The 22,666-nt window shown below is 67.0% G+C and carries 17 protein-coding genes, 1 tRNA gene and 1 pseudogene; 10 read left to right on the top strand and 9 right to left on the bottom strand.

Features of this window, described 5'->3' with window-relative positions:
• Window positions 1-172: 172 nt before the first annotated feature.
• Both KL771_RS00690 and KL771_RS00685 read left to right on the top strand, forming a co-directional pair.
• Complete coding sequence (locus KL771_RS00690; RefSeq protein WP_315901466.1) at window positions 173-1,405, top strand: Fic family protein; 1,233 nt, start codon at window positions 173-175, stop codon at window positions 1,403-1,405.
• Window positions 1,406-1,518: 113 nt separating this feature from the next.
• Window positions 1,519-1,704 (top strand): helix-turn-helix domain-containing protein, encoded by a 186-nt coding sequence (locus KL771_RS00685; protein ID WP_261966644.1) that lies wholly within the window; start codon window positions 1,519-1,521, stop codon window positions 1,702-1,704.
• Window positions 1,705-1,713: 9 nt separating this feature from the next.
• Here KL771_RS00685 and tnpC read toward each other — a convergent pair.
• The 4 genes and pseudogenes from tnpC to KL771_RS00665 form a co-directional block, all read right to left on the bottom strand.
• Window positions 1,714-3,229, bottom strand: a pseudogene (gene tnpC / locus KL771_RS00680) (IS66 family transposase).
• 105 nt (window positions 3,230-3,334) lie between these two features.
• Window positions 3,335-3,706: an IS66 family insertion sequence element accessory protein TnpB gene (gene tnpB, locus KL771_RS00675; RefSeq protein ID WP_390866500.1), complete on the bottom strand. Its 372-nt coding sequence runs from the start codon at window positions 3,704-3,706 to the stop codon at window positions 3,335-3,337.
• The gene (gene tnpA, locus KL771_RS00670; protein ID WP_261966643.1) at window positions 3,703-4,116 is read right to left on the bottom strand and encodes an IS66-like element accessory protein TnpA; all 414 of its coding nucleotides are present in this window, start codon (window positions 4,114-4,116) and stop codon (window positions 3,703-3,705) included. The genes tnpB and tnpA overlap by 4 nt, the downstream gene beginning before the upstream one ends.
• A gap of 29 nt (window positions 4,117-4,145) precedes the next feature.
• A protein-coding gene (locus KL771_RS00665; RefSeq protein ID WP_261966642.1) for an IS630 family transposase occupies window positions 4,146-5,094 on the bottom strand; the annotation gives its coding sequence in 2 pieces (ribosomal slippage) (window positions 4,146-4,757 and window positions 4,759-5,094; 948 coding nt in all).
• Window positions 5,095-5,324: 230 nt separating this feature from the next.
• Between KL771_RS00665 and KL771_RS00660 the strand changes: the two genes are divergently transcribed.
• The 3 genes from KL771_RS00660 to KL771_RS00650 all read left to right on the top strand — a co-directional run bounded on the left by KL771_RS00660 (window position 5,325) and on the right by KL771_RS00650 (window position 7,986).
• Window positions 5,325-5,498, top strand: a complete 174-nt coding sequence (locus KL771_RS00660; RefSeq protein WP_261966641.1) for a hypothetical protein — start codon at window positions 5,325-5,327, stop codon at window positions 5,496-5,498.
• A gap of 576 nt (window positions 5,499-6,074) precedes the next feature.
• On the top strand, window positions 6,075-6,422 hold the full coding sequence (locus KL771_RS00655) for an ArsC family reductase (RefSeq protein ID WP_261966640.1): 348 nt from the start codon (window positions 6,075-6,077) through the stop codon (window positions 6,420-6,422).
• Between the two features lie 622 nt (window positions 6,423-7,044).
• Window positions 7,045-7,986 (top strand): DarT1-associated NADAR antitoxin family protein, encoded by a 942-nt coding sequence (locus KL771_RS00650; RefSeq protein ID WP_261966639.1) that lies wholly within the window; start codon window positions 7,045-7,047, stop codon window positions 7,984-7,986.
• Between the two features lie 301 nt (window positions 7,987-8,287).
• Here KL771_RS00650 and KL771_RS00645 read toward each other — a convergent pair.
• Window positions 8,288-8,362, bottom strand: a tRNA-Glu gene (locus KL771_RS00645).
• Between the two features lie 633 nt (window positions 8,363-8,995).
• Between KL771_RS00645 and dnaE the strand changes: the two genes are divergently transcribed.
• Window positions 8,996-12,445: a DNA polymerase III subunit alpha gene (gene dnaE, locus KL771_RS00640; RefSeq protein WP_261966638.1), complete on the top strand. Its 3,450-nt coding sequence runs from the start codon at window positions 8,996-8,998 to the stop codon at window positions 12,443-12,445.
• A gap of 173 nt (window positions 12,446-12,618) precedes the next feature.
• Here dnaE and KL771_RS00635 read toward each other — a convergent pair whose 3' ends face one another.
• Window positions 12,619-13,203, bottom strand: a complete 585-nt coding sequence (locus KL771_RS00635) for a DUF924 family protein (protein WP_261966637.1) — start codon at window positions 13,201-13,203, stop codon at window positions 12,619-12,621.
• A gap of 292 nt (window positions 13,204-13,495) precedes the next feature.
• On the opposite strand from KL771_RS00635, the gene KL771_RS00630 reads away from it, so the two are divergent.
• Window positions 13,496-14,335 carry an aldo/keto reductase gene (locus KL771_RS00630; protein WP_261966636.1) on the top strand — a complete coding sequence of 280 codons (840 nt, stop codon included), beginning with the start codon at window positions 13,496-13,498 and terminating at the stop codon, window positions 14,333-14,335.
• A 148-nt stretch (window positions 14,336-14,483) separates the two neighbouring features.
• Here the strand turns inward: KL771_RS00630 and KL771_RS00625 are convergent, their stop codons facing one another.
• The 3 genes from KL771_RS00625 to KL771_RS00615 form a co-directional block, all read right to left on the bottom strand.
• Window positions 14,484-15,140, bottom strand: coding sequence for a pyridoxamine 5'-phosphate oxidase family protein (locus KL771_RS00625; RefSeq protein WP_261966635.1), 657 nt, complete (start codon window positions 15,138-15,140; stop codon window positions 14,484-14,486).
• A 455-nt stretch (window positions 15,141-15,595) separates the two neighbouring features.
• The gene (glnA, locus tag KL771_RS00620; RefSeq protein ID WP_054357028.1) at window positions 15,596-17,005 is read right to left on the bottom strand and encodes a type I glutamate--ammonia ligase; all 1,410 of its coding nucleotides are present in this window, start codon (window positions 17,003-17,005) and stop codon (window positions 15,596-15,598) included.
• A 96-nt stretch (window positions 17,006-17,101) separates the two neighbouring features.
• Window positions 17,102-17,440, bottom strand: coding sequence for a P-II family nitrogen regulator (locus KL771_RS00615; RefSeq protein WP_054357029.1), 339 nt, complete (start codon window positions 17,438-17,440; stop codon window positions 17,102-17,104).
• Window positions 17,441-17,972: 532 nt separating this feature from the next.
• Here KL771_RS00615 and KL771_RS00610 point away from each other — a divergent pair.
• The 3 genes from KL771_RS00610 (at window position 17,973) to KL771_RS00600 (ending at window position 22,653) form a co-directional block, all read left to right on the top strand.
• The gene (locus KL771_RS00610; protein ID WP_261966634.1) at window positions 17,973-18,734 is read left to right on the top strand and encodes a dienelactone hydrolase family protein; all 762 of its coding nucleotides are present in this window, start codon (window positions 17,973-17,975) and stop codon (window positions 18,732-18,734) included.
• A gap of 76 nt (window positions 18,735-18,810) precedes the next feature.
• A complete protein-coding gene (locus KL771_RS00605) occupies window positions 18,811-20,430 on the top strand; it encodes an NAD(P)H-hydrate dehydratase (RefSeq protein WP_261966633.1) in 1,620 nt (539 codons plus the stop codon).
• A gap of 135 nt (window positions 20,431-20,565) precedes the next feature.
• Window positions 20,566-22,653 carry a molybdopterin-dependent oxidoreductase gene (locus KL771_RS00600; RefSeq protein WP_261966632.1) on the top strand — a complete coding sequence of 696 codons (2,088 nt, stop codon included), beginning with the start codon at window positions 20,566-20,568 and terminating at the stop codon, window positions 22,651-22,653.
• Window positions 22,654-22,666: the final 13 nt, after the last annotated feature.

Raw genomic sequence — 22,666 nt, 5'->3', positions numbered from 1 at the left:
ACCTCGGCCGCTCACAGACGGAAAGACCACTCAACGGGCCTGTTTAGATGCCCGCGCATTCTCGACAAGGTCTGGGAAACCGCCTCAGATGCCCGCTTCAAGCTGCCTGGGATGGGTATGCGGATATTGCTCGCATCATACGCCGCAAATTTCGCGGTGATTGCCCTTGTCCATGCGGAGAAAGAAGACCATATTCACCGCGAAAGGTGCGGTGAATATGGTCTATATCCACGAGTTGGAAGATTGGCCACGGTTCAGGTGGGCGGAGGCAGTGATCAGCGGCCCGCTGGCAGCCGTTCGTCATCGCCAGGGCCGGCTGATTGGTCGCATGGAGGCGCTCGGCTTCGATCTCCGGACCGAAGCAGTTCTCGCCACTCTGACCGAGGACGTGGTCAAGTCGAGCGAGATAGAGGGTGAGAAGCTCGACAAGGAGCAGGTGCGCTTGTCGATCGCCTGGCGCCTCGGCCTGGACATCGGCGCGCTCACTCCGGTCGATCGAAACGTCGAAGGCGTGGTCGAGATGATGCTCGACGCCACGCAGAATTATGCCCGGGCGCTGACCGAGACGCGGTTGTTCGACTGGCATGCCTCACTCTTTCCGACAGGGCGAAGCGGCATGACCAGAATCGCCGTCGGCGCCTGGCGCGACGAAAGTTCTGGACCCATGCAAGTGGTCTCTGGTCCCTATGGCCGCGAGCGCGTGCATTTCGAGGCACCGAATGCGGGACGATTGCCTGAGGAGATGGCGGCCTTCCTCGCCTGGTTCGAGAGCGAAAAAAGCATCGACCCTGTGCTGAAGGCGGCCATTGCCCATCTCTGGTTTGTCACGATCCATCCCTTCGAGGATGGCAACGGACGGATCGCCCGGGCGATCGCCGACATGGCACTCGCTCGCTCCGAGGGCAGTCCGCAGCGCTTCTACAGCATGTCGGCCGAGATCCAATTGGAACGGAAGAATTACTACACCGCGCTCGAGCGCACGCAGAAGGGTGATCTGGATATCACGGAGTGGATCACTTGGTTCCTGGCCTGCCTCGATCGGGCTATTGATGGAGCCGAGGCGATTCTTGGCAAGGTTCTACACAAGGCTGGCTTCTGGGGGCGGATGGAGGGGCAGTCGTTGAGCGATCGGCAGCGTGCGATGATCAACCGACTCCTCGACGGCTTCGAGGGCAAGCTGACGTCGTCGAAATGGGCCAAGCTCACGAGGGTGTCGCCGGACACGGCCCTGCGCGACATAAACGATCTCGTGTTACGGGGGTTTTGGTCAGGGATGACGGCGGCGGGCGCAGCACGAGCTATTCGCTCGCGCCCAGCTGATTCGAATCCGAGCCCTATGGAGGCCGACATTTTGCTCCGGATTCGTGTTGCTCGCACTCCGGGGTTCCTTACGAGGATGGAGTGATGAAACCTCTGCCATCTGCGGAGTTTGCCGAGGAAACCTCACAGTGCCACCTACATTTCCGAACTACGATAATTGGTCATATATGAACGATAATCTGGATATATCATTCATATATGGAGGATTGCGTGAGCTCCCCAAAGGCGAGGACCGCCCTTAAAAGGCTTGGAAACGACGTTCGCGGCGCGCGCCTGCGCCGAGGCATCGCCGTAGCCGATCTGGCGGCGCGTGCCGGTACCTCGCCCAGCACGATCGCGCGGCTCGAAAAAGGTGATACTGGTGTTGGTATCGGTGTACTGTAAGCGCTGCCCTCAGGCCACGGCCCCGGCTTCCGCCTTGCGGAACGCCCATGGCAGCAGGTCGTCGATCCGGCTCTGTGGATGCCCAGCGACAATCCGGGTGATGACCTCAGCGAGATAAGCCTGCGGGTCGACGTCGTTGAGCTTGGCGGTCTCGACGAGCGAGGCGATAGTCGCCCAGTGCTCGCCGCCGCCGTCGGAGCCGGCGAAGAGGGCGTTCTTGCGGGTGAGCTCGATCGGTCGGATCGAGCGCTCGACGACGTTGCTGTCGATCTCGACGCGGCCGTCGTCCAGGAACCGGGTGAGCCCCGGCCAGCGCGAGAGGGCGTAGCGGATCGCTTCGGCGAGCTTGCTCTTCTGGCTGATGAGGCCGAGCTTGTCGCGCAGCCACGGCTCGAGGGCGTCGACGAGCGGGCGGGTCTTCTCCTGGCGCACGGCACGGCGCTTCTCGGCCGGACGGCCGCGGATCTCGTCCTCGATCCGGTAGAGCTCTGCGATCCGGCCGAGCGTCTCGCTGGCGATCGGTGCCGGTCCGGATTGGGCGAGTTCATAGAAGCGGCGGCGCACATGCGCCCAGCAGAAGGCCAAGCGCACGGCGTTGCGTTCGGCGAGCACCCGATAGCCCGCATAGCCGTCGACCTGCAGCGTGCCGACGAAGCCGCCGAGATGCCGGACGATGGTCTCGCCCTTGCGGTCCGGTGCGTAGAGGTAGACGACGGCGGGCGGACCCTGCCCGCCGAAGGGGCGGTCGTCGCGGGCATAGGCGAAGATCTGCCCAGTCTTGGTACGGCCCCGGCCCGGATCGAGCACCGGCGCCGTCGTCTCATCCGCGAACAGCTTGTCCGACGCCTTCAGTCTCTCAAACAGCCGCGCGTGGACGGGCTTCAGCAAGAAGGCGGCCTTGCCGACCCAGTCCGCGAGCGTCGAGCGGTCGAGGCGGATGCCCTGGCGTGCATAGATCTGCGCCTGACGGTAGAGCGGCAGGTGGTCGGCGTACTTGGACACCAGCACGTGGGCCACGGTCGCCTCGGTCGGGATGCCACCCTCGATCAGGCGCGCCGGTGCGTTCGGCGGGCGATCGCAGTGCGATCGCTTTGTCCGCCTCACCCTGGACCACGACCTCCTCGCAGGCCCGGCAGGCATACTTCGGCCGGCGGGTGACGAGCACCCGGAACTGGGCGGGGACGACGTCGAGGCGTTCGGAGACGTCCTCGCCCATGGCATGGAGCGGTCCGCGGCAGCAGGGGCAGCTCTTGTCCTCGACGTCGACCACCTGTTCGATCCGCGGCAGATGGGCGGGCAGCGCACCGCGGTTGGCGCGGCGCCGGGCGGCCCGAGCTTCCCGCCGGACCGGGTCGGCCGCCTCGTCGCCGGCGAGCCCCTCGGCCTCCACCTGCTCGGCCTCCTCCAGCGCCAGCAGCAGCTGGTCCTCGGGCAGGCTCTCGGCCTTCCTCCCGAAGCGGTGGCGCTGCAGTTCCTTGATGATCTGGCGCAGCCGCTCGTTCTCGGCGCGCTCGGCCAGGAGCATCGCCTGGAGCGCTCGGGCATCGTCGGGAAGGGTCGGGGCCGCGTCGGTCACGAGGCCGATTCAACCATATCCGTCAGCGATTTGACAGCAGAACGTGGTGCTGGTTCAGCTCGCGGTTCGGGGCTTTGCGACCGTTCGTGTCTCGTGCACCCGTCGCCAGTCCAGCCCCTCCAGGAGGGCCTGCAATTCGGCCGCCGTCAGCCGCACCACCCCGTCCGTGACCGATGGCCAACAGAACCTGCCGTCCTCCAGTCTCTTGGCGAACAGGCAGACGCCGGTGCCGTCCCACCAGACGAGCTTGACCCGGTCGGCCCGCTTGGCGCGGAACACGAAGATCGCGCCCGAGAAGGGATCGGCACCCATCGTCTCCCGCACCAGCGTGGCGAGCCCTTCGGCGCCCTTGCGGAAGTCCACCGGCTTCGTCGCGACCATCACCCGGACGGTGCCGATCGGCGTTCCCGCGACGACGAGGGTCACGACACCCCCTTCAAGGCGCCGATCACCGCCGCGACCAACGCCGGTGATGCGCCGTCGCCGATCCGCACCGTCACCCCGGCAGCCTCCACCTCGATCGCCGCTCCGGCAGGCTTCCGAGTGCGGCCGCTCTTCGGCCGGCCAGGCCTCCGGCACTTGCGCGGCTTCGCGACGGTCTCCGCCTCCGGCTCCGGCGCGACTACGGCAGGCACGAAGGCGAGCGCATCGGCCTCCGTCCGCTTGCGCGCCTCCCGGCGCCAGGTGAACACCTGCTGCGGCGTCAGCCCATGCCGGCGCGCAACCTCGGACACGACCGCCCCGGGCTCCAGCGTCTCGGCCACGATCCGCGCCCGATCATCTGCCGTCCACCGCCGCCGGCTGAGCGAGCCGTTGATCACCTCGAAGCGGCGCACCTCGGCCCGCGGCTCAAGTCTAGAGCGTTTCATGTTTTGATAGAAGCATATCCAGCGTTGGCCAGGTAGTTTGCGCATTCGCGCGGTGAGATGGTTTCGACGAGTGCGCCGACGTGTCGCCAAGTCTCCTCGACGGTTCGCTTCTGGGCGACCCGCATCCAGTGCTTGATCTTGGCGAAGGCCTGCTCGATCGGGTTCAGGTCCGGCGAATAGGGTGGCAGGAACCAGAGCCTGGCGCCGGCGGCCTGTATGGCCTGGCGGATGGCAGGCGATTTGTGGCTGCCGAGGTTGTCCATCACGACGATGTCGCCTGGCCTCAGCGTCGGGACGAGTTGTTGCTCGACATAGGCGCGGAAGCAGCGGCCGTTGATCGGGCCGTTGAAGACACAGGGGGCAGTGAGGGCATCGGCGCGCAGCGCGCCGAGAAAGGTCAGCGTGCGCCAATGACCCTGGGGAGCGAAGCCCTTCAATCGCTTTCCCTTCGGCCCCCAGCCGCGGATCGGCGCCATATTGGTTTTGATCCAGGTCTCGTCGATGAAGACAAGGCGCCCGGCGTCGAGGCCCTTCTGCCACATCTGCCAGCGACGCCGACGGCGCGCGATGTCGGTCCTGGTCTGCTCAAGCGCATACATCGTTTTTTTTGAAGCGCAGGCCCTCGTGCCGCAGGAACTCCCACACGGCGTTGTGCGAGACGATGACACCTCGCGCCGCCAACTCGGCCTTCAGCCCATGCAGCGTCAGCTGTGGGTTCTGGCTGATCCGCTCGGCGATGAAGGCCCGGTGCGGCTCCAAAATCCGCCGCCGATAGCCACCCATCTTTGCCGGCGCCACCGAGCCCGTCGCCCGTTGACGCTGCGACCACTTCACCACCGACGACACAGCCACGCCGAACCGCGCCGCCACCGATCGGGTCGTCTCGCCCGCCAGAACCGCCGCCACCACACGCTCACGCAGATCGTTCGAAAGAGCTCGCGCCATCCGATGCTGGCCTCCGCCCAGCCAGCATCTTGAATCACACTCTCAACCAAACCGGAATCCTCTCCGATTCAGATTCAAGCTGAAACGCTCTAGGGCCAAGTCCAGACACAAAACGATCCTCCAACGGATCGTCAAAATCGGCCTTCAAGCGGCGGGGAGGAAGGTGGGACCGGGACAGCGCTTACGGTGTACTCGCCGGCATTCTCGTAGTTCTGGGGCTTGTCGAGCGCTTGGCCGACCTCATCGATATCCGTAAGGACGATTTGGGTCTGGCGCTCGCCTCCGAACAGTTGCCACAGCGCGGAAGGACGTATGCAGCGAAGCTGCGCAAGCAGAATGCGCGCGCGTCTGAGGCCACGGTTGGGAAAAAGGACATCGTTGACCCGGACGGTGTGACCTTCTGATGCCTGTGTCGTTCTTGGTGGGAGCTTGAAGCCCGTTAGGGGCCTTTCGGGTGAGGCCATGGCGTCAAATTCGAGGAAAGGCATGGCAGGTATCATCGCGCGATGTTTCGCAGTCAATCGCGAACTTTTGTGATCGGCTCTGGCTATTTTTCCCGCGCTTCGTATATAATGCAAGCGTATGGATCGACGCCGCACACCGCGCCACATTTATTGTGGAAAAACAATTGCGTATTAATCTGACGGTAATCGTCGAATTCTTCGTTTTACACTCATCGAAAAATCAAATACTTACCGCTCCGGTTAATCATCGAGTGGGAGTGAGAGGTTGCTCCTCTGCGTTTCGTGCCGGGAAAGAGTCTCGGCGCGACGCGGAGGAGCGAAATTCTGCGATTGAAAGCAGGTTCTCGGATTCTGTCTGCCCGGTTTTCAGTGGGGTAGGCTTTCGATCGAGGGAATCTAATTGAATGTCCTTGTTCGTAGCCAAGCATATTGTCGTTGGATTGATGATCGAGTACTCCGGTTCGCAAGAACCCGTTCCATTATGCGGAAATTTGGATTGGCGACGCGGAGAGCCTGATGTTGGTCCATATCTTCGGTATCAAGGCGTGCGACACGATGAAGAAGGCGCGCGCGTTCCTTGAGGCGCAGGGCATCGAGACTGTCTTCCACGACTACAAGGTCGAGGGCGTGACGGCGGATCGTCTTTCCGGCTGGATCGCGGCAGTCGGCTGGGAAGCGCTCCTGAACAGGTCCGGCACGACCTTCCGAAAACTGCCCGAAGCCGATCGGCAGGACTTGACCGAGGCTAAGGCCGTCGCCCTGATGCTCGCGCATCCCTCGCTGATCAGGCGGCCCGTCTTGATGAACGGAGCGGAGATCCTGGTCGGTTTCAAGCCGGAGACCTATGCGCGGCTCGTTGGGTGAGGGGCCGGCCTCGATCGAGGACCTTCGGCCTGCGGGTCATGCGCCGGGCCGGCCGGGATCGTGATCGTGTGGCGGCGGACCGCGCAGGCGCCGGCCCGGCCGACGACCTGCCTCGGCTCGCGCCTGCTTACGCGCGTCATGGTAAGCGAGAGCGGCGGTGCCGGAGGGGAGGACCGGGGCCGATCTCGACATCGCCGCCGGGCCTGCCGGAGGCCTGCATGAAGCCGTCGGCGGCACAGATTATCGAGGCATCGCAACAGGTGCCCGGCGGCCCGAATTCGCAGAAGATCCGCGCCGGTTACGCATGCCAAAGCCGCGTCGTTCACCTCTCCTGCGACGCCGCCCGAGCGGGACGCGACCTCCGAGGCGCGGCACGCACACGGGCGAGTCGACACCGTCTTTGCACCGTGCAAGGCTGAAATCCGGCCCGATAGATCGAGGGCCCAAGCGGGCGTCGGATGGTGAAAATGCGCAGACGGGCAGGCCATGCGTTTTAGAGAACTGCCCGCTTAGCGGGAACTCTGCCGGAGCGGACGGCCCGGCAATATTGACATGGTCGCGGGTCGCCGGCCGGATCCAGGGCGAGCCTGATCTCATAGACGCCGACAAGGACCATGAGCCGATGGCTGAACGTCCCGTCTTCGTGCCGACCCCGGCCGAACCGCACTGGGTGCACGAAGTTCGCTTGCCATTCAAATGGCATTCAGGCTTCTCCTCATCGCAAAAGAAGAAGAACGTCCTGGCCTTGCGCGACTCTGCAAAGCAATCCGGCATTGCGCCGGTTCTCGAGGTTTCCAGCCAATCTGACCTGGCCTTGGGTCGCGCCTTGAGTGCGTTCAATCTGAGGACGGACATCGAGGGGCTGAATACGACGGTGGAATGCGCCTTCCAGGGCAGCAAGGTCTTTGCCGGTGGCGGGCCCTATACCGACCTTTACGAGACCGACAGCCGGTCGGCCAAGACGGACGAACGGCTCCGTCGATCGGGCCGCCTCGTCCAATTCCAGCTGCAGGGAACGGACTACCCGCTCGATCCGCCGACGGTCTTCTATGACTGGCTCTATATCACGGCGCTGAGCCGATTGCCCGTGGAGAGCACCGCGCTTCTTGACTATGCCGGTTTTACGGACATCGAATTCAACCCGGAACGCTCGTTGAACTGCCAGGCGAGATCGTGCGCGCTTTTTGTCGCCCTTCGAAAGGCCGGAGCCTTCGCCCGCGCCTCTCGTCCTTCGCCGCGTTCCACGCGACCATGTCCAAGACCGAAGGTCCCGATCAGACGTAGGGTCATGTGGCACCCGGCGGTCGACCGCCTGCGAGGCCAATTTGAACCCCGCATTCCCGATGCCCACCATATTCAATTTCGAAGGCTACGACATCCGCGGTCGCCGCTAGGCGCGGCTCCGCACACCGTGAGGGTGGACGGAAAGGCCGGCTTCGTGGCTTCTGATGGGACGAAGTTGGTCTCTACGCCCCGATCCTCGGCTCGAAGCCGCCGGCCGCTCGCCGGTTCAAGCTGTGGGGCACTGACATGGTCAGGCGTAGCAAGACATTTGAAGAACTAACTTCACGCCAGACGCTGCCGCAGAGAAGCCGGCAAACACCGCACCAAACCTGTTCATCCTGGCGCTTCGTTCGACGGAGACCCTATAGGGGTCATCGTCTGGAACGCCATCCCAATAGGAGAGCATGGCGGTGGCTTGCCTGCGGACGAAAACCAGCAACCTGCGGCCAAGAAGGCAAACGCTGCGAAACCAATGTCAGACAGCAGAGAAACCATAGACCACTTCTGGGGTAGAGGCCCGACAAAGTCCTGGGGGGGTAGAATCTCAACTAAGTCTTTGAAAAATAAATATAAAAATGCCGTGGCGCGCCCTACGGGAGTCGAACCCGTCTTTGCAACGTGAAAGGCTGCCGTCCTAACCGATAGACGAAGGGCGCGTGCGGGGGTGTATAGGCGGGTTCGGCCGGTCGGACAAGACGGTTTCGGCGGACATTGTCCCTTTCATTCGATCTTTCAACAGCGGATCCGGCGCGGGCCCCGGAATTGGCTCGCCCGGGGCGCGCGCGATCCGCATCTCTCCTGTGGATGAAGGCGCACTGCCGGTGGATCAAATGGGGATTGACGAAAGAACAAAACACGAACAATATGGGGATAACGGCCGCTGGCGGCCAATTTCGGGAGGTCGACATGATGGTGTTCATGCGTGAGGTGGTATCGGCGGGCGCTCTGCTGTCCTTCATGGCGATGCTGGCGGTCTGGGCCGACGTGATCATGCGCGCCGGCTGAGCTCGGAACAAAACAGGAATAACCGAGCGCCGGGTTATCCACAAGCACCGGCTTTGCGGGGACGGCCGGGATCGATGCGTTGCCTTGGCTGGACCTTGCGCGGAAGAGTCCGGGGCGTCCCGGACCGTCCGCCATCTGATTCGGCGGTCGGAACCGGGGCGGGGGACGTCGAATCGGGTGCGCGACGGCCGGGTCCGTGCCTGGGTCTGTCCGGACCGGGCGGCTTGGCGGGGCGCGCGGGGCGGTTCGGGGTCGGGTGTGAAGTTCGGTATCGGAGCGGGCGGGTGGGCGGAGAAGTCGGGTTCATCCATGTCAGGGCCCATTCGGCCTATTCCCTGCTCGAGGGGGCGTTGCCGCTCGGCAAGCTGATCGAGGCCGCCAAGGCGGATGCGCAGCCGGCGCTCGGTCTGGTCGACACCGGCAATCTGTTCGGGGCGCTCGAATTCTCCGAGAAGGCGTCCGAGAAGGGCATCCAGCCGATCGTCGGCTGCCAGGTGGCAGTCGATTTCGGTGAACCGGTCGAACCGGGCCGCCGGACGGCCCTGAACCCGAAGCGGCCCGCACTGGTGCTGATCGCCGCCACGGCGGAAGGCTGGGCGAATCTCGTTCGCATCGTGTCGCATTCCTTTCTCGGCACGGAAGGGACCGAGGATGCGCATGTGTCCGTCGACTTCCTCGGCGGCCATGCCGGTGGGCTGATCGTCTTGTCGGGGGGGCCGGGGGGACCGATCGACCGCGCCTTTGCCGAGGGGCGGGCCGACCTTGCTCGGGCCCGCCTTGAACGGCTGGCGCATTTGTTCGGCGACCGGCTCTATGTCGAGCTGCAGCGCCACATGGTCGAGGCCGAGCAGGCGGTCGAGGCGGATCTGATCGACCTCGCCTATGACCTGCATTTGGCGCTGGTGGCGACCAACGAGCCCTTTTTCCGCAACCGCGAGGATTTCGAGGCGCATGATGCGCTGATCGCGATCTCGGAAGGCAGGGTCGTCGCGGAGGAGGACCGGCGGCGACTGACGCCGGAGCACGGGTTCAAAAGTCGTGCCGAGATGGTCGCGCTGTTCGCCGATCTGCCCGAGGCCTTGGCCAACACGATCGAGATCGCACGGCGCTGCTCCTACCGCCCGCTCAAGCGCAAGCCGATTCTGCCGCGTTTCGCCGGTGTCGGCCAGGATGCGGAAACGGCCGAGCGGGAGGAGGCGCTGGAATTGCGCGCGCAGGCCGAGGCCGGCCTGGAGCAGCGGCTCGCCATTCACGGCACCGCACCGGGCCTGTCCGTGCAGGACTACCGCGAACGGCTCGCCTTCGAACTGTCGATCATCGTCCGGATGAAGTTCCCGGGCTACTTCCTGATCGTGTCCGACTTCATCAAATGGGCCAAGGCGCAGGGCATCCCGGTCGGGCCGGGTCGCGGCTCGGGCGCAGGCTCGCTGGTCGCCTGGTCGCTGACCATCACCGATCTCGACCCGCTGCGCTTCGCGCTGCTGTTCGAACGCTTCCTCAATCCCGAACGCGTCTCGATGCCGGACTTCGACATCGACTTCTGCCAGGACCGGCGCGACGAGGTGATCCGCTACGTCCAGCAGAAATACGGCCGCGATCAGGTCGCCCAGATCATCACCTTCGGAACGCTGCAGGCGCGTGCCGTGCTGCGCGACGTCGGCCGCGTGCTGCAGATGTCCTACGGGCAGGTCGATCGGCTCGCCAAGCTGGTGCCGCAGAACCCGGCCAATCCGGTCACGCTCGCCCAGGCGGTCAGCGACGAGCCGCGCCTGCAGGAGGCGCGCGAACAGGAGGCGATCGTCGAGAAGCTGCTCGACATCGCCATGAAGCTGGAGGGGCTCTACCGGCACGCCTCGACGCATGCCGCCGGCATCGTGATCGGCGACCGGCGGCTCGACGACCTGGTGCCGCTCTACCGCGATCCGCGCTCGGACATGCCGGTCACCCAGTTCAACATGAAATGGGTCGAAAGCGCCGGACTGGTGAAGTTCGACTTCCTGGGCCTGAAGACCCTGACCGTGCTGCAGACCGCGGTGGCGCTGGTCCTGAAGGAGCACGGTCGTGCGGTCGATCTCTCGGCCCTGCCGTTCGACGATCCGAAGACCTACCAGCTCCTGGCAAAGGGCGAGACGGTCGGCGTGTTCCAGCTGGAAAGCCAGGGCATGCGCAAGGCGATCGCCGACATCAAGCCCGATCGTTTCGAGGACATCATCGCGCTGGTCGCTCTCTATCGGCCGGGTCCGATGGCCAATATCCCGGTCTATGGCGCGCGCAAGCAGGGTCTGGAGACACCGGACTATCTGCATCCGCTGCTCGAGCCGGTGCTCAAGGAGACCTACGGCATCATCGTCTACCAGGAGCAGGTGATGCAGATCGCGCAGCTTCTGTCCGGCTATTCGCTCGGCGAGGCCGACCTGCTGCGCCGCGCCATGGGCAAGAAGATCAAGGCCGAGATGGACGCCCAGCGCGCCCGCTTCGTCGACGGCGCCCTGAAGCAGGGGCTGGCGCGCGAACAGGCCGATACCATCTTCGATCTGCTGGCGAAATTCGCCGACTACGGCTTCAACAAGAGCCATGCGGCGGCCTATGCGCTGGTCGCCTATCAGACCGCCTGGATGAAGGCCAACTATCCGGTCGAGTTCCTGGCCGCGTCCATGACGCTCGACATGTCCAACACCGACAAGCTGAGCGATTTCCGCCGCGAGGCCATGCGGCTTTCGATCCCCGTCATGGCGCCGGACATCCGCCGCTCGGGCACCGCCTTCGACGCGGACAATGGCCGGATCATCTATGCGCTGGCGGCCGTCAAGGGGGTCGGCACGCAGGCGGTCGACCATCTCGTGGCCGTTCGGTCCGAGCGGCCGTTCCGCGACATCTCCGACTTCGCCCGCCGCATCGATCCGCGCCAGCTGAACAAGCGGACGCTCGAAAGCCTGGTCGCCGCCGGCGCCTTTGACGGCCTGGAGCCCGATCGCGGCCGCCTGTTTCACGGCCTCGACCAGATCGTCGGCGAGGCCAACCGGGTCCGCAAGGACAGCGAGGACGGCCATTTCGACATGTTCGCGGGGGGCGGGGCGGAGAAGCCGCTGCGGCTTCCCGAGCAGGGTTGGACGCCGGCCGAGCAGTTGCAGCGCGAGCATGCGGCGATCGGCTTCTATCTGTCGGCCCATCCGCTCGACGAATATCGCAAGGTTCTCGAAGAACAGCGGGTCCAGATGTGGGCGGAGTTTCAGGAATCGGTCAAGCGCGGCGGCAATTTCGGGCGGCTGGCCGGCACGGTGACCAGTCGCCAGGAGCGCAAGACCAAAACCGGCAACAAGATGGGCATCGTGCGGATGTCGGATCCGACCGGACAGTACGAGGCGGTGATCTTCTCGGAGGGCCTCTCCAACTACCGCGACCTGCTGGAGACCGGGCGTTCGATCATTCTCTACGCCAATGCCGAGGAGCGGGCGGAGGGCATCAGCGTGCGCATCGAGAAGGTCGAACCTCTCGAAGTCATTGCAAGCCGTTCGAAGCAGAACCTGCGAATCTTCCTGCGCGATCCGAAGCCGATCGAAAGCCTCGGCAAGCAGCTCGAGCCGCGCGGGGAGGGCGAGGTCTCCTTCGTGCTCCTGGTCGGGGCGGGCGAGCGCGAGGTCGAGGTCAAGCTGCCCGGCAAGTGGCGCGTCTCGCCGCAGGTCGCCGGCGCGCTGAAGGCGGTGCCGGGCGTGGTGCAGGTGCAGGTCGTGTAAGGCGGAGCCCGGCGCCGGTTTAGTCGGTGGGCGGCCCTCGTCGAGGGGGAGGGGCGCGTTCGGGTGTAACGGCTCCGGGTGAGGTCGGCGGGTCTGGGAGCTTGCCGAAAGGCCGTCGGGACGGACGGGCGTGCGCTCCTCGGTCGGCGTCCGTGCGACGGGCCTGGGGCGGGTCAACCGCGGAAGGCGTCCGGATCGGCCAGGTAGGCGTGTTCGTCGGGGCGGCTCAGGCGGCCCAGGATGGCGTTGCGGTGGGGAAAGCGGCCGAACCGCGCGACGATTTCGGCATGGTGGCGTGCCCAGCGCGGGGCGTCGCCGCCGAGGCCTTCGGCCAGGAAGACGGACAGGGCCTGGTCGGCCGGATCTTCGGAATGCATGAAGGGGAGGGCGAAGAAGCGGGCGAGTTCGGGCGGGAAGGCGCGGTCGAAGCGGCGTTCGATCGCCCGGTGGGCGGTCCGCCGGGCGGCCGGATCGGTCGCATAGGCGTCGGCCGTGCCGCGGAACATGTTGCGCGGCATCTGGTCGAGCAGGAGGACGAGCGCCAGCGCACCGTCGGGCGTCTCGGCCCAGCGATCAAGCCGGCCCACGCGGGCGTCCTGCCAGGCGCTCAGGAAGGCCGCGCGACAGCGGGCATCGAAGCCCGGCCCGCCACCGAACCAGAGCTCCGGTCCGGCCTCGAGCCAGAAGGCGATCACGTCGTTGGCGTTCAATGCCGTGGCGTTCGACAGGGCGGCGTTCGGCATGACATCGTGCGACATGGCGGCTCCAGAAGGGGTCCTGCGTTGCGGCGCAGGATCGTCGGAGTGGCAGGATAGCGGGCCGTTCAACGCCGACAAGTTGGCGACCGAAACGCTGCCGATCGGCGCGGCCATGGCGGTCAAGAGCCGGCCGTCGAGCCCAGGCGTCGCACGGGCGCTGGGGCGTGCGGCATCTCGGCCGGATCCGGGCGGCGGTTCCATTGGGCCTTGCCGCCGTGAAGACATAGAGGACCCGTGCCGGTCGACCCCAGGGGGCGATCGGAACGGGTCCGGACGTAGGGAGAATTCAGGCATGCGGACGAAGCCATTCGGGGCGGGCGGCGCGAGCGTCGCGGCCATCGGGCAGGGGACGTGGAAGCTCGACGGCGACGAGCGGGCGGAGGCGGTCGCGGCGCTGCGGCGCGGGCTCGACCTCGGCATGAGCCATATCGATACTGCCGAGATGTATGGCGAGGCCGAGCCGCTGGTGGCCGAGGCCATCGCGGGCCGGCGCGATGCGGTCTATCTGGTCACCAAGGTGCTGCCGCACAATGCCTCGCTCCAGGGCACCAAGGCGGCCTGCGAGCGGTCGCTGCGCCGGCTGAAGACCGACCGGCTCGACTGCTACCTGCTGCATTGGCGCGGGTCCGTGCCGCTCGCGGAGACCATCGGCGCCTTCGAGGACCTGATCGCGGCCGGCAAGATCCTGTCCTGGGGCGTCTCGAACTTCGATGTCGACGACCTCGATGAGGCGCTTTCGATCGCCGGTCCGGGCCGCATCGCCTGCAACCAGGTGCTCTATCACCTGGAGGAGCGGGCGATCGAGCATGCGGTCATCCCGTGGTGCGCCGCCAACGGCGTCGCGGTCACGGCCTATACGCCGTTCGGATCGCCCGGCTTTCCGAACGCGGCGTCGCGCGGCGGCCGTGTCCTGGCCGAGATCGCGGGCCGGCACGGCGCGACACCCCGCCAGGTGGCGCTGGCCTTCCTGACGCGCGAGCCCGCGGTCTTCGCCATCCCGAAGGCCTCGCGCCGCGCTCATGCGGAAGACAATGCCGGCGCCGGCGATCTCGTGCTGCCGCCGGACGACATTGCCCGGCTCGACGCCGCCTTCCCGCGGGGGCCGCGCGGCCGGGGGCTGCCGATGCTGTAACCCGCGGACGGCGGCCGATGCACAGCCATCCGTCGCGCAGCCGTCCGCCGGACAACCATCCGTCCGGCGGCCGAAGGGCGGTCGGCGGGAGCGGGCGACCGAGGGCGGACGGGCTTGAGCATGACCGCAGGCGGATCGGCCGCGGCCGTCAGGCGCCGCCCTCCTGCAGGATGCGGCCGTAATCCTCCATGGTGATCACGCCGCCGGACTTTGCCGCCACGTCGGCGTCGCGGGCCGGCAGCGCGTCCTGGATCGCGTCGATGCGCTTCCAGGCCGGCGACGGCGCCGTCCCGTCGGCCGCCGGCACGAAGCGCGATCGGCCGCTCCGGGCATGGGGGTGGATATAGCGCGGGCAGTTGACGAAGAGATTGGTGACCGCGATCCGCACCACCAGGTCGGCGCCCGGCCAGGTCCCGACGAGCGGATCGTCCGCCGCGATGCGTGCCTCGCCATGCAGGCGGATCCGGTGCGGGTGCTCGAAATCGATGAACAGCAGCCCGACCTTGGCGGTCGCCGCGATGTTGCCCATGGTCAGGAACATGCCGTTGCCGTCGTAGCTCGGCAGGGCGACCGTGCGCTCGTCGAGCACACGGACGAAGCCCGGGGCGCCGCCCTTGTAGGAAACGGTCGGCTGGCCGTCGGGGCCGACGGTCGAGACGAAGACCATGTCGCGGGATTCGATGAAGGCCTTTTCGTCGTCCAGGATGGTGTCGTGGACGATGGCCGCGGTCAGCCGGTCGGCCAGGCGGCGGGTGTCGAAGCGATCTTGCAGGGCGCGCTGCGCCTCGCCGTAGAATTCCGGCATCGTCGTGTCCTCCCCGGCGGTCGCGCCGCCTTGTCGTTGCCGGGCCAGTCTGGCGGTGGCCGGTCTGCGCGGCAATTGCGGCGGGCCGGGAAGACTTCCCGCCCGCGCGGCGCCGATCGTCGCAGGCGCCCGAGGCGATCGGGCTTGCGGGTACGGGGATGAGCGCGGGGGGCGGCCGGACCGTCTCCGTCCCGAGCCGGTCTCGGGGCCTCGAAAGGGTTTGCGTGACCGCGTTCGCGGGCGTGGCCGGTCGTTCGGCCAGGCGGGACCCGTCCGGGTCGGCAGCTCGTCGGCCGCCTGGACCGATTCCGGCGACCCGGGGTGCGGTCCTGCATTGTTGGGGAACCCCGGACCGCGCGTCCGCCGGGTGCCGGCGGTCGATCGTCGATGTGGGCTGGAGACGAAAAAAGGGGCGCCGTTGCGGGCGCCCCTCCATCTCGACCGATCCGTTGGGATCAGACGCTGTAGTACATCTCGTACTCGACCGGATGCGGGGTCATCTCGTAGCGCATCAGCTCTTCCCACTTGAGCTCGATGTAGCTCTCGATGAAGTCCGCATCGAACACGCCGCCGGCGGTGAGGAAGGCGTGGTCCTTCTTCAGGCTTTCGAGGGCTTCGCGCAGCGAGCCGCACACGGTCGGGATCTTCTTGAGCTCCTTCGGCGGCAGATCGTAGAGGTTCTTGTCCATCGCCTGGCCGGGATGGATCTTGTTGTTGATGCCGTCGAGGCCGGCCATCAGCAGGGCGGCGAAGGCCAGATAGGGGTTGGCGGTCGGATCGGGGAAGCGGATCTCGACGCGCTTGGCCTTCGGCGACGTGGTGTAGGGGATGCGGCAGGAGGCCGAACGGTTGCGGGCCGAGTAGGCCAGCAGAACCGGCGCTTCATAGCCCGGGACCAGACGCTTGTAGGAGTTGGTCGACGGGTTGGTGAAGGCGTTCAGCGCCTTGGCGTGCTTCAGGATGCCGCCGATATAGTAGAGGCAGGTCTCGGAAAGGTCGGCATACTGGTTGCCGGCGAATACCGGCTTGCCGCCCTTCCAGATCGACTGGTGCACGTGCATGCCCGAGCCGTTGTCGCCGAAGATCGGCTTCGGCATGAAGGTCGCGGTCTTGCCGTAGGCCTGCGCGACCTGATGGATGCAGTACTTGTAGATCTGCATCTGGTCGCCCATCAGCGTGAGCGAGTTGAACTTCATGCCCAGCTCGTGCTGAGCGGAGGCGACTTCGTGGTGATGCTTCTCGACGGTGACGCCCATCTTGGCCATCATGGCGAGCATTTCGCCGCGGATGTCCTGGCAGGAGTCGATCGGCGGAACCGGGAAGTAGCCGCCCTTGGTCTTGACGTGATGGCCGAGGTTGCCGCCGTCATAGTCGGTGTCGGTGTTGATCGGCAGTTCCGGATCGTCGACCTGGAAGCCGGTCTTGTAGGGGGAGGTCGAGTACTTCACGTCGGAGAAGATGAAGAACTCGGCTTCCGGACCGACATAGATGGTGTCGCCCACGCCGAGCGACTTCATGTAGGCTTCGGCCTTCTTGGCGATGCCGCGCGGATCGCGGTTGTAGCGCTCGCCGGTCGACGGCTCGAGAATGTCGCAGACGATCGACAGGGTGGTCTGGGCGAAGAACGGATCAATGGTGGCCGTTTCCGGATCCGGCATGAGCATCATGTCGGATTCGTTGATGGCCTTCCAGCCGGCGATCGACGAGCCGTCGAAGGCGGTGCCTTCGGCGAAGATCTCTTCATCGACCATGGTGACGTCAAAGGTCACATGCTGCCACTTGCCCCGCGGGTCAGTGAACCGGAAATCGACGTATTTCACGTCGTTTTCCTTGATGAACTTCATGACGTCCTTAGCGGTCTTCATGGGACGGTTCCCTTTCTTGACTTCTCAGGGCTGTGGCCGGGTCCTTTGACATCCGGCCGTTGGGCGGGAATTCGGCGGGGTTTTCCAGGCGGGTGACTAGATCGCGTCCAGCCCGGTCTCACCGGTACGGATGCGGACGGCCTCTTCGACATTGGAGACGAAGATCTTGCCGTCGCCGATACGTCCGGTCTGGGCGGCCTTTCGGATCGCGTCGACCGCCTTCTCGACCATCTCGTCGGGAAGCACGATCTCGACCTTCACCTTCGGCAGGAAATCCACCACGTACTCCGCGCCGCGGTAGAGTTCCGTATGGCCTTTCTGCCGGCCGAAACCCTTCGCCTCCGTGACGGTGATGCCCTGAAGGCCGACCTCCTGGAGGGCCTCCTTCACCTCGTCCAATTTGAAGGGCTTGATGATCGCCTCGATCTTCTTCATTGCCTCCGACACTCCGAAGATGTGAGAGGGACCGGTTTGAACCGGCCCCGCGCCCGTCATTAGCACGCCGCGTGCCATTGGAAACCGTGTTCCCGCGAAAGCCGGGAAATCAATGTCCCGCGGGCCACAGGTCATTTTGCAAAGCCGATACCGTTCGGGCAATCGCCAATGGAATGTGCAATTGCACAAAAAGGCGCCATTCCTGCTGCCCTCATTCCATACGACCTGCCATCTTTGTCGAAGCCGCGGGCGGGCCCTCGGGAAAACGGTCCGGAGAACGCGACAAGGCGAAAGGACAAGGCGCAACGATAGGCCGCCGCCGTGCTGCGGGCGCGACTTCGTGTCGCTGGCGGGCAACGGCCCGCGCCGGGCCGCATTGTCGGCGCGTTCGGGTCGGACGCTCGCCCGGTCCGGCAAGAACAGGGAGCAGGGCGCCATGGGCCGCCATCGGATATCGGGGATTCTCGCCGCGGCCGTCTTGCTGCTCGGTTTGGGCTCGACTGGCCGTGCCGCCGAAACGACCGGCGTGGAAATGACCATTCCGGCGGGCGCCTCCGGCCCGGCCCTGCGGGCGCACGTCTGGTCGCCGGCCGGACCCGGCCCGCATCCGGCCGTGATCGCCCTGCACGGCTGTTCGGGGCTCTATGACCGCAAGGGCCGCGTCAGCGCGCGCCACGCCGATTGGGGCGAACGCCTGTCGGCCGCCGGATATCGGGTCGTGATGCCCGACAGCTTCGGCTCGCGCGGCGCCTCCGGCAGCCAGTGTCGCACCTCCGACCGGGTCGCCCGGGCCGGGCGCGAGCGCATCGGCGATGCCATGACCGTTCTCGACCATCTCGCCGGGCGCGCGGACGTGCGCCGCGACGCCATCTTCCTGCTCGGCTGGTCGAATGGCGGCAGCACGGTCCTCAATGCGGTCGGTTCGGCCGCCCGCGCCGCCGGATCGCCTGATTTCCGGGCGGCGATCGCCTTCTATCCGGGCTGCCGGGTGCAGGCCGAGCGGGGCACCTGGAAGAGCCGCACCGATCTCCTGATCCTGATCGGCGAGGCCGACGACTGGACGCCGGCCGAGCCCTGCCGGAGGCTGGCGGCCGGCGATCCCGGCCACGTGACGCTGGTCACCTATCCGGGCGCCTATCACGATTTCGACCATCCGGATCTCAAGATCCATTCGGCGGCCGGCCTCGCCTTCACCGGCAGCGGCACCGGATCGGCCCATACCGGCACCGATCCGGCCGCGCGCCGGGATGCGATCGAGCGCGCCGGCGCCTTCCTGGCCGCGCATCGCAGGTAGCGGCCGGCCGGGCCGGGCCGGGATCGTGCCGTGACATCGTTGCTTCCAACGATGAAATCCGGTTCCATCGGCAGCCATGAACGAACTTCTGACCCCGGCCGAGATGAGCCGCGCCGACCGTCTGACGATCGATGCCGGCACGCCCGGCATCCGGCTGATGGAGCGGGCCGGCCGTGCCGTCGCGGATGCGACCGCGTTCCGGCATGTGCTCGGCACGCGCGTGCTGGTTCTGTGCGGTCCGGGCAACAATGGCGGCGACGGCTTCGTGGCGGCGCGCATCCTGGCCGAGCGCGGCTATGCCGTCCGGCTCGCCCTGCTCGGCGATCGTTCGCGTCTTTCCGGCGATGCCGCCCTGGCGGCCGCGGCCTGGCGCGGCGCGACGGAACCGCTCGACGGGGATGGAGTGGTTCCCATGCTGGCGCAGGCCGGCGTCGTCGTCGATGCGCTGTTCGGGGCCGGCCTGGCGCGGACGCTCGAGGGCGAGGCGCGCCGCGTGGTCGAGGCGGTCGACCGGTCGGGCAGGCCGGTCGTGGCGGTCGACCTGCCGTCGGGCATCGACGGTCGGACGGGCGCGGTCTGCGGCGCGGCGCTCCACGCCCAGACCACCGTCACCTTCTTCCGCCGCAAGCCGGGCCACCTACTGATGCCGGGCCGGGCCCATTGCGGCACGGTGATCACGGCCGATATCGGCATTCCGGACTGGACGCTGCGCGAGATCGGCCCGGCGCTCCGCCAGAATTGCCCGGCGCTCTGGCTCGACCGGTTGCCGGCGCCGCGGCTCGGCGATCACAAATATTCGCGCGGCCATGCGCTGGTGCTGAGCGGCCCGGCGCTGCGGACCGGGGCGGCACGGCTGTCCGCGGAGGCGGCGCTCAGGGCGGGGGCGGGACTGGTGACGCTGGTCGCCCCGGAGGCGGCTGCGGCCATCGCCGCCACGCACCTGACCGCCGTGATGATCGAGGCCTTCGCCGATGCGGCCGGCTTCGCCGCGCTTCTGGCCGATCCGCGGCGCAATGCCGTGGTGCTCGGTCCGGCCGCCGGGGTCGGGGAGGGGACGCGGGCTCTGGTCGCAGCCGCGCTCGCCGGCCGCGCCGGGCTGGTGCTCGATGCCGACGCGCTGACCAGTTTCGCCGACGCTCCCGAGACCCTGTTCGACCGCGTCCGCGGGCGACCCGCACCGGTCATCCTGACGCCGCATGAGGGCGAGTTCGCGCGGCTCTTCCCCGATCTCGCCGAACGGGCGGTCGGCGACCGGCCGAAGACCGAACGGGCCGTGGCCGCGGCGCGCCGGTCGGGCGCGATCGTCGTCCTCAAGGGCACCGATACGGTGGTGGCGGCACCCGACGGCCGGGCCGCGATCAACGACAATGCGCCGCCGGATCTGGCTACCGCCGGGTCCGGCGACGTGCTCGCCGGGATCGCGGGCGGCCTGCTGGCGCGCGGACTGCCCGGCTACGAGGCCGCCGCGGCCGCGGTCTGGCTGCATGGCGAATGCGGGCGCCGGGCCGGGCCGGGGCTGATCGCCGAGGATCTGGCAGCCGAACTGAAGCCGGTGCTGGCCGATCTCTATCGCCGCGCCGCCCTGCCGCCGGCCGAGCCCCCGCCGGTCGCGATCCGCCAGGAGGGCCCGACCCTGCCGCCGCGCCGCCTCCTGGTCGGCAGCCAAGACGAGGACGAGCCGGGCGGCACGGACTGAGACGGCGGGCTTTCGGGCCGGCCGTCTGACGGTCCGTGCGCGCGGTCGGGCAGGGTTGCGGTTGCGGCGGAACATTGCCGGTTGATGCGGCGGAGCCATCGCCTAGACTGGCGGGCTCATCCGACCGGAGGCGTCATGAACCGTCCCGTCCCCGTCCGCATCGGCCACTCGGCCTGTCCGCATGATTGCCCGTCGACCTGCGCGCTCGATGTCGAGTTGATCGACGAGCGCACCATCGGGCGCGTGCGCGGCTCCGAGGACATGGACTACACGGCCGGCGTCATCTGCGCCAAGGTCGCCCGCTATGCCGAGCGCATCCACCATCCCGACCGGCTGACCACGCCGCTCGTCCGCACCGGCCCGAAGGGCTCGGGCCAGTTCCGGACCGCCAGCTGGGACGAGGCGCTCGACCGGATCGCAGAGGCCTTCGTGGCGGCGACCGCGCAGCACGGCTCCGAGGCGGTCTGGCCCTACTATTATGCCGGCACGATGGGCCTGGTGCAGCGCGACGGCATCCACCGGCTGCGCCATGCCGGGCGCTATTCCAACCAGTTCGATACCATCTGCACCAACATGGCCTGGACCGGCTACATCGCCGGCACCGGGCGGCTCGCCGGGCCCGACCCGCGCGAGATGGCGAAGTCCGATTTCGTGGTCATCTGGGGCACCAATGCGGTCGCCACCCAGGTCAACGTGATGACCCACGCCATCCGGGCCCGCAAGGAGCGCGGCGCCAAGATCGCGGTCGTCGACGTCTACCGCAACGCGACCATGGAGCAGGCCGACATGGCGCTGCTCCTCCGCCCCGGCACCGACGGCGCGCTCGCCTGCGCGGTGATGCACGTCCTGTTCCGCGACAATCTCGCCGATCGCGCCTATCTAGCCCGGTATTCCGACGTGCCGGCCGAGTTGGAGGCCCATCTCGCCACCCGCACGCCGGAATGGGCCGCCGCCATCACGGGGCTTTCGGTCGCCGAGATCGAGGCCTTCGCGCATGCCATCGGCACCACCAAGCGCACCTTCCTGCGCCTCGGCTATGGCTTCGCCCGGCAGCGCAACGGCGTCGTCGCCATGCATGCCGCCGCCTCGATCGCCACCGTGGCGGGGCTCTGGCAATACGAAGGCGGCGGCGCCTTCCACAACAACGGCGCCATCTACCAGCTCGACAAGACGCTGATCGAGGGCGCCGACATCAAGGACCGCTCGATCCGCAATCTCGATCAGTCGCGCATCGGCGCCATCCTGACCGGCGATCCGCAGGCCCTGCGCGGCGGCCCGCCGGTCACCGCCATGCTGGTCCAGAACACCAACCCGGTGAATGTCGCCCCCGAGCAGCGCCTGGTCCGCCAGGGCTTCGCGCGCGAGGATCTGTTCGTCGCCGTCCACGAGCAGTTCATGACCGATACCGCCCGCATGGCCGACGTGGTCCTGCCGGCGACCATGTTCCTGGAGCATGACGACATCTACCGCGGCGGCGGCCACCAGTTCATCCTGCTCGGCCCGAAGCTGGTCGAGGCACCCGGCGAGGCGCGCGAGAACCACTTCGTCCATGTCGAACTGGCCCGCCGGCTCGGCTTCGAGCATCGCGGCTTCCGCATGAGCCCGCGCGAGCATATCGACTGGCTGCTCCGTCATTCCGGCTGGGGCACGCTGGCCGAACTGGAGGAGAAGCGCTTCATCGACTGCCAGCCGGCCTTCGAGCGCGCTCACTATCTCGACGGTTTCGGCCATCCGGACGGCAAGTTCCGCTTCAAGCCGGACTGGACGCGCGTCAAGGCGCCGAACGACGGGCCGATGGGGCCGTATGGCGACCTGCCGGCGCTGCCCGACCACTGGGCCGTGATCGAGGCGGCCGACGAAGCCCATCCGTTCCGCCTGGTGACGCCGCCGGCGCGCAGCTATTTGAACTCGACCTTCGCCGAGACCCCCTCGGGCCGGAAGCGCGAGGGCGCCCCGGCCGTGCTGATGCATCCCGACGACGCGGCCCGGCTCGGCCTTGCCGCCGGCGCCCGCGTCCGCCTCGGCAATCCGCGCGGCGAGGTCGTGCTCGCGCTCAAGCTCTTCGATGGCGTGCAACAGGGCGTCCTGGTGACCGAGGGCATCCAGCCCAACGCCGCCTTCGAAGGCGGGGAGGGGATCAACACCCTGACCGGCGCCGATCCGGTCGCCCCCTTCGGCGGCGCCGCCTTCCACGACAACAAGGTCTGGATTCGCGCAGCCTGAAGGCCCCGCATCG

Source organism: Prosthecodimorpha staleyi, from assembly GCF_018729455.1.
In the GTDB taxonomy this organism is placed as follows: Bacteria; Pseudomonadota; Alphaproteobacteria; order Rhizobiales; family Ancalomicrobiaceae; genus Prosthecodimorpha; species Prosthecodimorpha staleyi.
The sequence above is the reverse complement of the archived record's forward strand: the minus strand, read 5'-3'. Positions and strand labels throughout refer to the sequence as shown.

Excerpts from the sequence above, each read along its gene's own strand:
- KL771_RS00690 (WP_315901466.1), top strand. The coding sequence starts at position 173 with ATGCGGAGAAAGAAGACCATATTCACCGCGAAAGGTGCGGTGAATATG.
- KL771_RS00685 (WP_261966644.1), top strand. The coding sequence starts at position 1,519 with ATGGAGGATTGCGTGAGCTCCCCAAAGGCGAGGACCGCCCTTAAAAGG.
- KL771_RS00655 (WP_261966640.1), top strand. The coding sequence starts at position 6,075 with ATGTTGGTCCATATCTTCGGTATCAAGGCGTGCGACACGATGAAGAAG.
- KL771_RS00650 (WP_261966639.1), top strand. The coding sequence starts at position 7,045 with ATGGCTGAACGTCCCGTCTTCGTGCCGACCCCGGCCGAACCGCACTGG.
- KL771_RS00635 (WP_261966637.1), bottom strand. The coding sequence starts at position 13,203 with ATGTCGCACGATGTCATGCCGAACGCCGCCCTGTCGAACGCCACGGCA.
- KL771_RS00630 (WP_261966636.1), top strand. The coding sequence starts at position 13,496 with ATGCGGACGAAGCCATTCGGGGCGGGCGGCGCGAGCGTCGCGGCCATC.
- KL771_RS00625 (WP_261966635.1), bottom strand. The coding sequence starts at position 15,140 with ATGCCGGAATTCTACGGCGAGGCGCAGCGCGCCCTGCAAGATCGCTTC.
- glnA (WP_054357028.1), bottom strand. The coding sequence starts at position 17,005 with ATGAAGACCGCTAAGGACGTCATGAAGTTCATCAAGGAAAACGACGTG.
- KL771_RS00615 (WP_054357029.1), bottom strand. The coding sequence starts at position 17,440 with ATGAAGAAGATCGAGGCGATCATCAAGCCCTTCAAATTGGACGAGGTG.
- KL771_RS00610 (WP_261966634.1), top strand. The coding sequence starts at position 17,973 with ATGACCATTCCGGCGGGCGCCTCCGGCCCGGCCCTGCGGGCGCACGTC.
- KL771_RS00605 (WP_261966633.1), top strand. The coding sequence starts at position 18,811 with ATGAACGAACTTCTGACCCCGGCCGAGATGAGCCGCGCCGACCGTCTG.
- KL771_RS00600 (WP_261966632.1), top strand. The coding sequence starts at position 20,566 with ATGAACCGTCCCGTCCCCGTCCGCATCGGCCACTCGGCCTGTCCGCAT.